Source organism: Martinezella sp. CNPSo 3959, assembly GCF_057784355.1.
Genome location: NZ_JBXSOV010000001.1, coordinates 1,162,085 through 1,175,617, shown reverse-complemented (window position 1 = coordinate 1,175,617; position 13,533 = coordinate 1,162,085). Strand labels below are relative to the sequence as shown.

The following is a 13,533-nucleotide window of genomic DNA, read 5'->3' as shown; positions in this document are numbered from 1 at the left end:
GATGGCAACGGCATCCTCGATTTCCACACACATCGTTTCGACGGAACATCGCGCAAGAGGGGGCTTCGGCCGCTGGGTCGTTCTGGGCATCCTGCTGGTTTTCCTTGCAGGCACGCTGTTCCCGTTCTTTCTCGCGGCAGTCAACGCTATCAAGACGCCCTCCGACTATGCCGCCAATGGTCCGCTTGCTCTTCCGCACAGCTTCGATCTGACGGCGCTCAAGAACTTCTGGGCGACCGTCGATTTCCCCCGCAAGCTCTTCAACAGCATTCTCATCAGCGGATGCACCGCAATTCTGGCCGTCGTTCTCAGCTTGCTGAATGCATATGCCATCGGCATAGGCCGGGTGCGCGGCGGCCAAGGTCTTCTCGTATTGTTGCTGATATCCATCATGGCGCCGCAGGAGGCTTTGGTCTATCCGCTCTACTATATGTCGAAGCAGGTCGGCCTGTTCGACTCGATGCTGTCGGTTATCCTGATCATCGGCGTGCTGCATACGGCATTCGGGACCTATCTTTTGTCTTCGGTGCTGGCGACCTTCCCGCGCGAGATCATCGAGGCGGCGCAGATCGACAATGCCAGCCGCTGGCAGATCCTCTGGATGGTGATCGTGCCGGTGCTGCGCCCGACACTCGCGGTGCTGGCGACCTTCTTCTTCATCTGGACTTGGAACGAATTCCTGATCCCGCTGGTATTCCTCGTTTCCAACAACAATCAGACGGTCTCGGTCGCCATGGGTGTGCTGTCGGGTGCCAATACCCAGGACCCGACGGCAATTGCCGCGGCCTCGCTGCTTGGCATAACGCCGACGATTATCTTCTTCCTTATTTTCCAGCGGACCCTGACGCGCGGTGTCGCGGTTGGTGCCGTCAAATAACCAATGCGGAAGCCCCGTTCGGCGAAAGCCGCCGGGCGGGGCGCGATGAATGGCAAGTTCGATAAATTCGATTTTTCCGCAGGAGGCGTAAAGTGGCAGGTATCAATATCAAATCCCTCACCAAGCATTTCGGTGCCGTGCAGGTTCTGAACGACATCGATCTGACGATCGAGCGCGGTGAGTTCGTCGTCTTCCTCGGCGGCTCTGGCTGCGGCAAGTCGACCTTGCTGCGCATGATTGCGGGTCTCGAGACGATCACCAGCGGCGAAATCTGGATCGGCGGAAAGCGGGTCGACCAACTGCCGCCCGGCGAGCGCGGCGTGTCGATGGTCTTTCAGTCCTATGCGCTCTATCCGCACATGACGGTTCGCGACAACATGTCCTTCGGCCTGAAAAATATCAAAACGCCCAAGCACGAGATTGCCAGGCGCATCGAAGAAGCCGCAAAGATCCTCGAAATGCCGCATCTCTTGGATCGCAAACCTTCGGCTCTCTCCGGCGGTCAGCGCCAGCGTGTCGCGATCGGCCGCGCCATCGTGCGAGAGCCCGACGTCTTCCTTTTCGACGAGCCGCTCTCCAACCTCGATGCCGGCCTGCGCACCCGCACGCGCGTCGAGCTGGCACAGCTTCACGAGCGGCTGGGTGCGACCATGGTCTTCGTCACCCATGACCAGGTGGAGGCGATGACGCTCGCCGACCGTATCGTGCTCTTGAACAATAAGAAGATCGAACAAGTGGCGACCCCAGTCGAGATATATACGCGCCCTGCGACCCGGTACGTCGCCCAGTTCGTCGGCTCACCCGGTATGAACTTTATCAACATAGCTGGTGTTGGCGAGGCAGGCGGGCTGGCAACGGCAACGCTGCCGGATGGCTCTGTCATCAAAACGGCGGTTGCGCTCAATGGCCTTGCGAATTCCGGACTGACGCTCGGCATCCGCCCGGAGCATCTGGTCGTTACGGCGGCGGAGAAGGGTGATATCGGTGGTCAGGTCGAGACCATCGAACGTTTGGGCGATCGTTCGCTCGTTCACGTCCGGCTCAAGGATGGCTCGAAGATCATCGGCACGGATCCCGGCATGACGACGATCACGACCGGTTCGCCGATCGCCTTCACCGTCGATGCAACAAAGGTCAGCATCTTCGATGAGAACGATGCCGCCCATCATTCCGTAAACTAAGGAGGGAGGACACAAAGATCAGCCATTTTCGATAAGCTTCAGAGGCGATCAAGTACGTCGTTGACGAAACCGTCCAACTGGTATGTTATGGCATCATGTCCACTGCGCACCATAGAAAGAAGCAGCCTTTGTTCGTCCGCCAGCAGTTGCTGGAGGTCGCGGCGCGGCTTGCTTCCGAAAAGGGGATGACGGCGGTGACGCTGGATGCCGTTTCCGGCGCCTCCGGTGTCAGCAAGGGTGGATTGCTGCATCACTTCCCCAGCAAGCACATGCTGCTGGAAGCGCTATTCGACAGCCTGCTGGAGCGGCTGGACGCTGCGATCGAGGAAGCGATGCGCGCCGATCCGCTGCCGCATGGCCGCTTTACCCGCGCTTATCTGCATGCCTGTCTGGCGCTGCGGGACCAGCCGCAGGGCGCCAAGGATTGGGCGCAGGTGACGATGGTGCTGCTCACCGAACCGCAATTGCGGCAGCGGTGGCACGAGTGGGTGCGCGAGCGCAGCGAGGAATATGTCGGTACGGACTCCTCGGTGGATGCGGCAATCGTCAGATTGGCGGCCGACGGGATATGGCTTGCCGACCTGCTCGGCAGCCACGAGTTGGACGAAAGCGCCCGCCAAAGGCTGATCGACCGGCTGATCGAGCTGACGCAGCTCTAACTTATCGGAGACAATGGAATGGCGAACGCATCGGTCTATGCAATGCTGCTGGTTGCGATCGTGCTGGAAGTGATCGGCACGACGGCGTTGCAGATGTCGCAGCAGTTCACCCGCCTCGGCCCGACGGTCGTTCTGGTGATCTGCTATACGGCCGCCTTCTATTGTCTTTCGGTGACGTTGCGGGTCATCCCGGTGGGTATCGCCTATGCTATCTGGAGCGCGCTCGGCATCGTGCTGATTTCGATGGTGGGGGTCGTGCTTTTCCGCCAGAAACTCGACCTTGCTGCCGTCATCGGCCTGGGTCTGATCATTGCCGGCGTGCTCGTCGTCAATCTCTTTTCAAAATCCGTGTCGCACTGAAAACACAGGTGTTGTCTATGGTCGTTTTTGTCTTTGTCAAATTCTCGGGGAGGCTTTATCTCTTGCCCCGAACGGGCTGATGGAGGCTTGAAGTACGGCGCTTTCCCAAAGCGCTTTGGATCGCGTAACCCATTCAATTTCAATGGTATAAGAGGAGTGCCGTAATGACTATTCGTGCCGTCGTTTGGGGCGAGAACATTCATGAACAAACAAACAAGGTCGTCGCCGAGATCTATCCGGAAGGCATGCACAACACCATCGCCAAGGCACTGAATGCCGATGCGGGCATCGAGGCAACCACGGCGACGCTGCAGGAGCCGGAGCACGGTCTCAGCGAAGCCCGTCTGAAGGATACCGACGTCCTGTTGTGGTGGGGACACAAGGACCATGGCGCCGTCGAGGACGAAATCGTCGAGCGCGTGGCAAAGCGCGTGTGGGAAGGCATGGGCCTCATCGTCCTGCATTCCGGCCACTTCTCCAAGGTCTTCAAGCGCCTGATGGGGACCCCTTGTGCGCTGAAGTGGCGCGAAGCCGGCGAGCGCGAGCGCCTCTGGGTCATCAATCCCCGTCATCCGATCGCCGCCGGCCTCGGCGAACATTTCGAGCTTGAGAATGAGGAAATGTACGGTGAGCAGTTCTCCGTTCCGGAGCCGCTGGAAACCGTGTTCATCTCCTGGTTCCAGGGCGGTGAAGTCTTCCGCTCGGGCATGACCTGGCGCCGCGGCGCCGGCAACATCTTCTATTTCCGTCCAGGCCACGAGACCTATCCGACTTATCACAACGGTACCGTTCAGAAGGTTCTGATCAATTCCGTGAAGTGGGCTCACAACCCGCTCGGCACTCAGGCTAGCATCCATGATGCGCCGAACGTGCCGGTCGAAAAGGCACTGGAGCCGATCGTCGAACGCGGCCCGAAACTGCACCAGGCCGGCGAAGCCGGTTATCGCTGAGGTATCAGATGCGTCTCATAGTAGTTGGCACGGGCGGCATGGCGAAGAACCATGTGGAGCATTTCGCCCGCATTCCTGGCGTCGAAATCATCGGCGCCGTCGATACGGATGCGACGAGGCTCACCGCCTTCTGCGACACGTTCGATATCAAAAAGCGCTTCTCGTCGCTCGATGAGGCGCTCACCTGGGGCGAGTTCGATGCGGCGACGAATGTCACGCCGGACAAGGCGCACCACCCGACGACCCTGCCGCTGCTTGCCGCCGGCAAGCATGTTCTCTGCGAAAAGCCGCTTGCGGAGAATTACGAAAAGGCGCTCGAGATGACGGAAGCTGCCGAAAGGGCAGGGGTCGTCAACATGGTCAACCTGACCTATCGCAATGTCGCGCAGCTGCAGAAGGCGCGCGAGATGGTGATTTCGGGCGAGATCGGCACGGTCAAGCACGTGGAGGCGTCCTACCTCCAGAGTTGGCTCGTCTCCAAGGCCTGGGGCGACTGGCGCAGCGAGTCCAAGTGGCTTTGGCGCCTGTCGACCGGGCATGGCTCGAACGGCGTTCTCGGCGATATCGGCATTCATATCCTCGATTTCGCCGCTTATGGCGCCGCGACCGATATCGATCACGTCTTTGCTCGTCTCAAGACCTTCGCGAAGGCTCCCGGCGAGCGTATCGGCGAATATACGCTCGATGCAAACGACAGCTTCTCGATGTCGGTCGATTTCGCCAACGGCGCGCTTGGCGTCGTGCATGCAAGCCGCTGGGCGACGGGACACCTGAACGAGCTGAAGCTCCGCATCTATGGCGAGCGCGGCGGCCTGGAAGTGTCCCATAGCCCGAACGGTTCCGAACTGCGCGGTTGCCTGGGAGATGATACGGAAACGGCGACGTGGAGGGTGCTTGAAGTACCGCTGGTTCCGACCAACTATCAGCGCTTCGCTGATGCTGTCATGGCGGGCAGCAGCCAGGATCCGAGCTTCCGTCACGCAGCCAACTTGCAGCGCGTGCTGGATCTTGCCATGGTGACTGAAGTTGAACGGCGCGAACTGAAGGTCTGATACCACAGTCAGCTTTCAGACAAGGCCTTGGGAGTGCACGCATGTCTACCGAGGAAAAAGTGGCCAGCCACTATACGCACGGATCGCTGGAAGCGGCGATCCTGCAAAGCCTTGCGGCCGACGGCAAGGATGTCGACAACTTGCGCATCCGCGACCTGGCCGATGTCGATGAATTCCATCTGGGGCGACATGCGGCGACGGTGGATTTCGCGAGGGATCTGGATCTTTCCGCCGGCCTGCGCCTCGCCGATATCGGCTCCGGGCTCGGCGGGCCTGCCCGCCATTTTGCCGATTCCTACGGATGCATCGTATCTGGCATCGATCTCACCGAAGAATTCGTTCAGGTCGCCAATTCGCTGACGGCTCGCTGCGGTCTCGCGGACCAAGTCTCCTTTCGGCAGGGGAGCGCCTTGGCGCTGCCCTTCGAGAGCGGCAGTTTCGATCGGGCGACGCTCATTCACGTCGGCATGAATATAGAGGACAAGGCGAGACTGTTTTGGGAAATCAGGCGCATCCTCAAGCTGGGCGGCCGTTTCGGGCTTTATGAGATCATGCAGATGCGGGAGGGAACGCTCCCCTTTCCCATGCCCTGGGCTATGGAGCAGGAGACGAGCTTCGTCCGCAGCCCCGATATCTATCGCCATCTGCTCGCCGAAGCCGGCTTCACGGTTGAGCTCGAGCAGGACCGCAGTGCTCTCGTAATCCGGCTGGCGCATGAAGCGCGCGCCAGGGCCGCTGCGGCTGGGGAGGTGCGAGACCAGAGTGTCCGTACGCTGATGGGTCCCCGGGCTGGCGAGCGCATGAGCAACGTCAACGTGTCGGTCGAGGGCGGCCTGCTTGCGCCGATCGAGATGATTGCCCGAGCGGTGTGACGGTTGCTGCCCGTTGACAGCGGCGGGCCTGTTTCTGTATGGAAAATACAACGGTAATGGATTTCTGCCGGGCCATGGTGGCCGAACCGCTGCTCTGATTTTTCCAGAGAAGCTGATGACTCCTACTCAGCACGCCTGAAAGGCGAAGGAGTAGAGTCATGCCCGTTATCTTACCGTTATCCCAATGTTTCTTGTTCACCGACCCCGGAAGACCGTATGCTGGCTTCGCGGGAGGGGCAAACTGATGTCCGCATCCGCCTATTTTCATCATCGTTTTCAGCAATTCCGCAGCCTGTTCAAGTGGATCGTTCTCGTGGTGCCGATGGCTGTGGTCGTCGGCTCGCTCTGCGCGCTGTTCCTCTGGAGCCTGGACAAGGCGACAGCCGCGCGCTTCGATCATCCCCGGCTGATCTTTCTTATGCCCGTTGCGGGTTTCCTGATGGTGCTGGTCTACCAGCACTTCGGCCGGGGTTCGGAGGGCGGCAACAATCTGATCGTCGATCAGATCCATGAGCCCGGCGGCGGCGTGCCGCTGCGCATGGCGCCCTTCATCCTGGTTTCGACGGTTCTGACGCATCTAGTGGGTGGTTCTGCGGGACGCGAAGGGACGGCGGTGCAGCTTGGCGGCAGCATTGCCAGCGCCTTTGCGAGAGTTTTCCGGCTCAGCCATGGCGAGATCCGCATTCTCCTCATGGCGGGTATCGCCGCTGGTTTTGGCGCGGTCTTCGGCACACCGATCGCCGGCGCCGTCTTCGCTCTCGAAGTCCTGACGATCGGGCGGATGCAATATGAGGCGCTGATCCCGAGCCTGGCAGCGGCAATCGCGGCCGACTGGACCTGCCATGTCTGGGGCATCGAGCATATTCAGTACCACATCGGCTATCTCACCGGCACTCCGGCCAGCACCTTCCATCTCGATGCGCTGCTGCTCATCAAGGTCGGGCTTGCCGGCGTCATCTTCGGCTTGACAGCACGTTGCTTCAGCGAGCTCTCGCATGCTGCGTCGGCGGCATTCAAGCGGTTCTGCGCCTACGCGCCGCTGCGACCGGTCATCGCCAGCGCGGTCCTGATCGGCCTCGTTTACCTGCTCGGCACCCGGCAATATCTCGGGCTTGGCGTCTGGTCGCCCAACCCAGACGAAGCGACGATCCTCGGCTTCTTCGATCCGGCTCGCGTCGATTACTGGAGCTGGTTCTGGAAGGCAGTCTTCACGATCGTAACGCTGAGCGCCGGCTTCAAGGGCGGCGAGGTGACGCCCTTGTTCTTCATCGGTGCCGCGCTCGGCAATGCGCTTGCCGCCATTCTCGGTGCGCCGGCCGATCTTTTTGCCGCGTTGGGCTTTGTCGCCGTTTTTGCTGGCGCGACCAATACGCCGCTTGCCTGCATGATCATGGGTATCGAGCTCTTCGGCGCGACGCACACGGTCTACCTCGCTGTCGCGTGCTTCCTTGCCTATATCTGCAGCGGCCATACCAGCATCTATCTGTCCCAGCGTCTCGGCATCGCCAAAAGTGCTTCCGATAATATCCCAGCCGATATGCCGATTCGCCATATTCGCGAACACCGTGTGAAGACGCGGCGGGGAAATGCCAACAAGACCGAAGAGGTTTGACGCAAGGACGGCTGGAGGTTGTCGTGCCCTCTCTGGGAGCCGGCCGATGGATGCCGGCCATCGCCTATATCGGCCGTCCGTTTTCCTGTCGATCGAGGCTCCGATGGCAGGACTTGCAATTGTCCGGCTAATAATTCAGGCTCAAACGGCATAGTGATTGGAGATCGGCAGATTTCGCCGCATTTTTGCCGATTCGGAGGTGAATCCCTCTCGAGAATCGCGGAGATTTATTCCACGACAAACCACCGCTCGTTGCGAACGGACTCTCTTGCGAAATTCGACTAATCAACTCATATAATCGCCTATTAAGATCACCGCATAACACAAGGAGTCGGGCGTCGATCAGGATAAGCACCGGCAAAGCATTCCCAATGACAAGCCTGTTCTCGCTCCGGGATTCGCATGCGGATTCCCCGGGCAACTTCCTCCCGGACCGCACCGCCCCAAAAGACAGACATGACGGAGAGTCCCTTGAGCGCACCTGCTCCCACTTCCAACCAATCTTCTGCTCCGGAACAGACCTTCGGCACCGCCGGCATCGCGCCGATGGACCGCCCGAGCGCTATGACCCGCTTTTTCATGGGCATTGTTGCATGGGCCGAAAGCCTCAACCTGAAATATGCCAAGCTCGGCAATCCGCCGGTCTATGACACCGCGACTTTCCCCTGGGCGGCCGAGATCGAGAAGGATTATCCGGCCATCCGCGCCGAGCTCGAAAAGGTTCTGCTGCGCCAGAGCGAGCTGCCGACCTTCCAGGACATCTCCACCGACGTGAAGACCATTTCCACCGATACGCGCTGGAAGACGTTCTTCCTTCTCGGTTTCGGCGTGAAATCCGAGCAGAACATCAAGGCGTGCCCGAATACCTGGGCGGCCGTGCAGAAGATTCCCGGGCTGACGACGGCGATGTTCTCGATCTTCGAGCCGGGCAAGCATCTGCCTGCGCATCGCGGCCCCTATAATGGCGTGCTGCGCCTGCATCTCGGCCTCATCGTACCGGAGCCGAATGACAAGCTCGCCATCCGCGTCGACAAGCAGGTTTGCCATTGGCAGGAAGGCAAGGCGCTGATTTTCGACGACGCCTATGAGCACGAAGCCTGGAACCACACCGACAAGACCCGCGTGGTGCTTTTCGTCGATTTCGTCAAGCCACTGAAATTCCCGGCCCGTTTCGTCAACTGGGCCCTGATGAACCTGGCGATCTTCACGCCCTTCATCAAGGAAGGTCTCGATAATCACAAGGAATGGGAAAAGAAGTTCTACGCCGAAGCCGAGGCGTTCAGAAACCGCCCGAAACCCTGATCGCATCGACTGTTTAGCTTCATAAACCCCGGTCTCTCTGAGGGAGGCCGGGGTTTTGTTTTATTCAGTTACGCGCAGCCGCGGGGAGGCGTCCAGAGAGTGAAACCGTGGCTACTTCACTGTCCGTACGATTGCAGCGCCTGCCGTCATGCCGCCGCCGAAGGCCACGAGCCCAAGGTTCAAGGGCTCGGAGCGCTCATTGGCGACATGCAGCATGGCAAGCGGAATGCTTGACGAACTGGTGTTGCCATAGGTCTCGATGACGCTGAGGGCCGGGCGGCCGCTGCGCTTGGCGATCGTATCGATGATGCGCTGGTTGGCCTGGTGCGGCACCAGAAGATCGAGGTTGGCAAGCTCGATGCCGGCATCGACGCAGGCGTTTTCGATCGAGCGGGTCATCGAATGTACGGCTTCGGTGAAGACCGAGCGGCCGTTCATGGCAATGACGCCATCGTCCGGCAGCGGAACGTAGAGCAGGTCCCCCGGTTCCGGCCGGCCGCTGACGATCGGGCGGCTCGCGGTGAAGAGCGGGTTGCGCGCCATGTCGCGGCTGGTCACAAGGCTGGCGGTCGCGGCGTCGCCGAAGAGGATCGCGGTGGAGAAATCATTCATGTCGAGCAGCGGCGACAGGACTTCCGAGGTGATGATGAGCACCTTGGCGTCGTTCTGCTGCGCAATGAAATCATAGGCTTGCTGCAGCGCGTAGAGATAGCCGGAACAGGCCGCACCCATGTCATAGGCTGCAAGCGAAGGCCGCACGCCGTCTTCGGCCACGGCAACCGCGACTCGGCTTGCGAGCGACGGCGTGGCGATGTCAGGCGTTCCGGTGGCGGCGATCACCAGATCGACATCATGGATCGACATCTGGTTCTGCCTGAGGAGATCGCGCGCAGCCTTCGTGGCTAGGCTCAGCGTGCCTTCGTCGGGTCCGATCCAAAAACGGCTCTTGATGCCCGTCAGCGCGAGGATTTCGTCGGCCCGTCGGTTCGGCCAGTTATGGATGATTTCTTCGTTGGTGACGCGGCGGGCGCCGGTGGCGATGCCAATACCGTTGATGACGACTTCCGAGAAGCTGCCGGTATGGCGGCGCAGCGCCGGGATGACATGCGACTTCAAGCGCCGCAGCACGAACTTGTTCTGGATTTCGGAGGCGAGCGCGAAGTTCTGCTCGCTCAGGTCGCGATTGGCATCGACAGTCAGAAGCGGGCTGTCCGTGGCGATCTGGTCGCCGATTTTGGCAAAGACTTCCTGCACGACGCCGCCGATATTGGCGCAGATCTCGACCGAGGCTTTCGTCGCCTCGACGACGGCCACCAGCTGGCCGACTTCGATCTTGTCGCCGGGCTTGACGAGCATATCGGTCACCAGGACGTTTTCGTCGGCGGGGCCGGAGCCGATCGCCTTGATCGCTGCTGTCGGGCCGCTGTCGTCCTCTTCGTGCCAGGTGACCTCGCATTCGAGAACCTCTGCCATCAGGTCCACCAGCTTGCGGTAGGAGGGCAGGGTCTCGAGCTGATTGCGGAAATTGAAGGGGATATGAGCGTCCGAGCGGGCAAGTCGGCGCACGACGACAGGCACGTCGGTCTTTTCGGTAACGGTTGCGATGATTTCCGCACCCATGCCGACGGTGCGGTTGTCTTCATGCACGACGATCAGGCGGCGGGTGCGCCGTGCACTCGCCAGCACTTCCTTCTCGTCCCAGGGCGAGATCGAGCGCAGATCGATCACCTCGACGGAGAAGCCCTGAGCCTCGAAAGCGCTTGCGGCGTTGGCACAGAGCGAAACCGTGTTGCCGTAGCTGACGAGGGTAATGTCGCGGCCGCGGGTAACATGGCGCGACAGGCCGGGATGGACGAAATGCTTGTGCAGATCCTCGGAAGTGCGGCCGTCAGAATTATTGAGCACGGCCTTCGGATAGAGGAAGACCGTCGGGCGTCGCGACTCGAAGGCGGCATTCAGCAGACCGGCGGCATCGCCGGCGCTGGAGGGCATGACGACGTCGATGCCGGGCGTATGCGCCAGCATTCCCTCGAAGCTCTGGGCGTGGAAGGGGCCGAGACCGGGCTTGTAGCCGCCGCAGCTCACCATCAGGATGACGGGTGCTTCCCAGGCGCCATTGCTGCGCCAGAACATGCTGCCCATTTCCGAGACGATCTGGTTATAGGCAAGCGGCAGGAAATCTGCGAACTGCAGGAAGGCGACAGGGCGCTGGCCCGCCAATGCGCGGCCGACGGCGGTGCCGACGATTGTCGATTCGGTGAGGGCGGCGTTGCGCACGCGGTCGGGATATTTCGTGCTGAGGCCGCGTGTCACACCGAAAACGTCGCCCTTCGGATCCTCGATATCCTGGCCGAACAGGACGACGTCGGGATTGGCGGCCAGCTGCTTGTCGAGAACGACATTCAGCGCCTCGCGCATCGTCAGCGTCGATGCGGTCTCGTTGCCGCGATATTCCGCCTTGCCATTGAACGATGCGGGGTAGGGAGCCTTAGCTTCCGGCTCCACCTTCGGAGCGTCTTCCTTGCGGGCAAGGGCGGCTTCCGCCTGCACTTCCGCAATCAGTTCCTGTTCGATCTTCTGCAGCGCATCGGCATCGACACCGGCTTTGCGCAGCATTGCCCGCAGGTTCGGCAGCGGGTCGCGCGATGAGCCTGCCTCGATTTCGAGCAGGGTGCGGTAGGTCTTCTGATCGTCGGCGTTGGTATGATCGGAAAGGCGCTCGACGTTCAACAGCACGATGCTGGGAGTGCGGTTGTTGCGGCTATGGCGCACGGCCTTGTGGAAGGCGTCGCGCGATGCGGTGAGATCGTCGCCATCCGTGCGGATGATATCGATGCCGTAGAAAGAGGAGGCAGGGCCGGCGGGCAGGTCGAAGAAGGTCTGTTTGCCCGTGCGCGTCGAGATGGAAAAGCTATTGTCCTCGATGACGAAGACGACAGGATACTGGCTGCGCACGGCTTCGGCGACGGCTTCGAGGAACTCACCCTGCTGCGTGGTGCCGTCGCCAACGCAACAGATGGCGATCGGCATTCCCGGCTTGTGCTTCAGGGATGCCGCGACGCCAACGGCATGCAGAGCATTGTTGCCGACCGGTCCGACGATCGATGTGATATTGAGGGCGCGGGAGGAAAGATGCGCGCTCATCTGCCGGCCGGCGGAATGGGAATTGGCTGTCGCAAGCAGGCTGGAGAAGAACTCACGAATGGGCATGCCGCGTGCCAGCATCAGGGCTTTGTCGCGATAATGCAGATGCAGCCAGTCGTCGTCCTGAAGGAATTCGTTGAGAAGCGCCGTGGACTCGTGTCCGGCGCCGGAAACATGGAAATGTGCTATGCCCTGCTTGATGAATTCTCGCTCAAGACGGTCTATTTCTCTGGAAACGAAAAATATTCTGTGAAGTTGCTTGAGGTATTCTGTTGTAAACCTCCCTTCCATCTCAATGATTTTCCTAATCTTTCGTCTAAAACCGCTGAAGGGACCTAGGTAGACCCCTAGGCTGCCTTTTTCAATACACGTTAAATGACAATATTTTCTCGGTTTGAAACGGAAATAAGTAAATTGTCAGGCTGCAAATTTTCGCGATGTTTCTATCCATGGCCACGCGCCGGTAAACGCACCCGTCCGCGCGCCGCGCGATTGGCACCGTTTATCGAAAGCGATCCTAGCCTGATTTGCGGATCCTAGCGTTGGCGTTCCGCCTTGCCGCAGCGGCCTTTGCGGCCTGTTCTTCCTGAAGGATCAGTTCCTTCGGCTTCTTGCCGATGATCTCCTTGCGGCCTTGCCGGGAGAAGGGCTGCGCGAGCTGGGCGAGGAAACCCTTGGCGACCTTACCGGTGATGCCGATATCCGTGGAGGAGGGGCGCGGCGGGTTATGGAAGGTGCCGAGAAGCTGATCCCAGATCACGAGGTTTTCCCCATAATTCGTATTGCCTTCGGCAAGCACCTTGGAGTGATGCCAGCGATGCAGGCGGGGAGTCGAGAATATGAGATCGAGCGGGCCGGTGCGCATATCGACATTGCAATGCGTCAAGAGGCCGATGAAGGCCGTGACCGCGCCGATCCAGAGGAAGACCGGCAACGGCGCACCGAGCAAATAAAGCGGGATCTGGCCGAGCGCGATCTTGAAGAGTGTATCGATGAAGTGGAAACGGCCGGTGTTGATGACCCAAAGGCGCTCGACGCTGTGATGAAGGGCATGGAAGCGCCACAGCGACAGATGCTCATGCGCCAGGCGATGCGCCATATAGAGACCGAACTCGGCGATAACGAGGCCGAGCACCACCTGGAAGGCCATCGGCCATTGATCCGGCCAGAAGTGAGAATGGTAACTGAGCGCCGGCTGCGCGACTGTCGCGACGGCCATCGGGAAGGAGGTCCCGATCGCAGCGGCGATCTGCACGCCGCCTTTGCTCAGCAGCGTATGGGCGATATCGTTGAAGGTCTCGCCATCGCGCTTCTGCCAAGTCTTCTCGTAAGGCATCAACCGCTCGAAGAGGGCAATGATGGCTACCGTCGAAAGATAGACGACATTGAACCAGAGAAGATGCATATCCGACCGGAAGGCGAAATAGGCTCCCGTTAGTCCACCGCATAGGATGGCTGGCCACAACAGGGAGGAAACAGCAGCGTAAAGACGCGAACTGCTTTGAAATGTCATTCCATCATCCT

Annotated in this window: 11 protein-coding genes and 1 riboswitch; of the genes, 9 read left to right on the top strand and 2 right to left on the bottom strand. The window is 60.1% G+C overall.

All coding sequences use genetic code 11. The features are described from left to right. Position 1: 1 nt before the first annotated feature. From AC13RE_RS05880 to olsC, 9 genes are all read left to right on the top strand, one after another. Complete coding sequence (locus AC13RE_RS05880) at positions 2 to 877, top strand: carbohydrate ABC transporter permease (RefSeq protein WP_488562254.1); 876 nt, start codon at positions 2 to 4, stop codon at positions 875 to 877. A 92-nt stretch (positions 878 to 969) separates the two neighbouring features. Then, a complete protein-coding gene (locus AC13RE_RS05875; RefSeq protein ID WP_488485205.1) occupies positions 970 to 2,058 on the top strand; it encodes an ABC transporter ATP-binding protein in 1,089 nt (362 codons plus the stop codon). Positions 2,059 to 2,153: 95 nt separating this feature from the next. Beyond that, the gene (locus AC13RE_RS05870) at positions 2,154 to 2,717 is read left to right on the top strand and encodes a TetR/AcrR family transcriptional regulator (protein WP_112411521.1); all 564 of its coding nucleotides are present in this window, start codon (positions 2,154 to 2,156) and stop codon (positions 2,715 to 2,717) included. 18 nt (positions 2,718 to 2,735) lie between these two features. Then, positions 2,736 to 3,077 carry an SMR family transporter gene (locus AC13RE_RS05865; RefSeq protein WP_112334874.1) on the top strand — a complete coding sequence of 114 codons (342 nt, stop codon included), beginning with the start codon at positions 2,736 to 2,738 and terminating at the stop codon, positions 3,075 to 3,077. A gap of 164 nt (positions 3,078 to 3,241) precedes the next feature. Further along, positions 3,242 to 4,027 carry a ThuA domain-containing protein gene (locus tag AC13RE_RS05860; RefSeq protein ID WP_488562253.1) on the top strand — a complete coding sequence of 262 codons (786 nt, stop codon included), beginning with the start codon at positions 3,242 to 3,244 and terminating at the stop codon, positions 4,025 to 4,027. A gap of 8 nt (positions 4,028 to 4,035) precedes the next feature. Continuing rightward, positions 4,036 to 5,079, top strand: coding sequence for a Gfo/Idh/MocA family protein (locus AC13RE_RS05855; RefSeq protein ID WP_488562252.1), 1,044 nt, complete (start codon positions 4,036 to 4,038; stop codon positions 5,077 to 5,079). A gap of 41 nt (positions 5,080 to 5,120) precedes the next feature. After that, positions 5,121 to 5,951: a class I SAM-dependent methyltransferase gene (locus tag AC13RE_RS05850; protein ID WP_488562251.1), complete on the top strand. Its 831-nt coding sequence runs from the start codon at positions 5,121 to 5,123 to the stop codon at positions 5,949 to 5,951. A 43-nt stretch (positions 5,952 to 5,994) separates the two neighbouring features. Continuing rightward, positions 5,995 to 6,083: riboswitch (Fluoride riboswitch) on the top strand. 112 nt (positions 6,084 to 6,195) lie between these two features. Further along, positions 6,196 to 7,563, top strand: a complete 1,368-nt coding sequence (locus AC13RE_RS05845) for a voltage-gated chloride channel family protein (protein WP_132717304.1) — start codon at positions 6,196 to 6,198, stop codon at positions 7,561 to 7,563. A 456-nt stretch (positions 7,564 to 8,019) separates the two neighbouring features. Beyond that, positions 8,020 to 8,865 (top strand): ornithine lipid ester-linked acyl 2-hydroxylase OlsC, encoded by an 846-nt coding sequence (olsC, locus tag AC13RE_RS05840; protein ID WP_488562250.1) that lies wholly within the window; start codon positions 8,020 to 8,022, stop codon positions 8,863 to 8,865. A gap of 111 nt (positions 8,866 to 8,976) precedes the next feature. Here the strand turns inward: olsC and AC13RE_RS05835 are convergent, their stop codons facing one another. Both AC13RE_RS05835 and olsE read right to left on the bottom strand, forming a co-directional pair. Next, positions 8,977 to 12,300 (bottom strand): thiamine pyrophosphate-dependent enzyme, encoded by a 3,324-nt coding sequence (locus AC13RE_RS05835; protein WP_488562249.1) that lies wholly within the window; start codon positions 12,298 to 12,300, stop codon positions 8,977 to 8,979. A gap of 226 nt (positions 12,301 to 12,526) precedes the next feature. Further along, positions 12,527 to 13,522: an ornithine lipid hydroxylase OlsE gene (gene olsE / locus AC13RE_RS05830; protein WP_488562248.1), complete on the bottom strand. Its 996-nt coding sequence runs from the start codon at positions 13,520 to 13,522 to the stop codon at positions 12,527 to 12,529. Positions 13,523 to 13,533 lie beyond the last annotated feature (11 nt).

Bases quoted from the DNA above. Each gene is read 5' to 3' on its own strand.
- AC13RE_RS05880 (WP_488562254.1), top strand. From the start codon at position 2: ATGGCAACGGCATCCTCGATTTCCACACACATCGTTTCGACGGAACAT.
- AC13RE_RS05870 (WP_112411521.1), top strand. From the start codon at position 2,154: ATGTCCACTGCGCACCATAGAAAGAAGCAGCCTTTGTTCGTCCGCCAG.
- AC13RE_RS05865 (WP_112334874.1), top strand. From the start codon at position 2,736: ATGGCGAACGCATCGGTCTATGCAATGCTGCTGGTTGCGATCGTGCTG.
- AC13RE_RS05860 (WP_488562253.1), top strand. From the start codon at position 3,242: ATGACTATTCGTGCCGTCGTTTGGGGCGAGAACATTCATGAACAAACA.
- AC13RE_RS05855 (WP_488562252.1), top strand. From the start codon at position 4,036: ATGCGTCTCATAGTAGTTGGCACGGGCGGCATGGCGAAGAACCATGTG.
- AC13RE_RS05850 (WP_488562251.1), top strand. From the start codon at position 5,121: ATGTCTACCGAGGAAAAAGTGGCCAGCCACTATACGCACGGATCGCTG.
- AC13RE_RS05845 (WP_132717304.1), top strand. From the start codon at position 6,196: ATGTCCGCATCCGCCTATTTTCATCATCGTTTTCAGCAATTCCGCAGC.
- olsC (WP_488562250.1), top strand. From the start codon at position 8,020: ATGACGGAGAGTCCCTTGAGCGCACCTGCTCCCACTTCCAACCAATCT.
- AC13RE_RS05835 (WP_488562249.1), bottom strand. From the start codon at position 12,300: ATGGAAGGGAGGTTTACAACAGAATACCTCAAGCAACTTCACAGAATA.
- olsE (WP_488562248.1), bottom strand. From the start codon at position 13,522: ATGACATTTCAAAGCAGTTCGCGTCTTTACGCTGCTGTTTCCTCCCTG.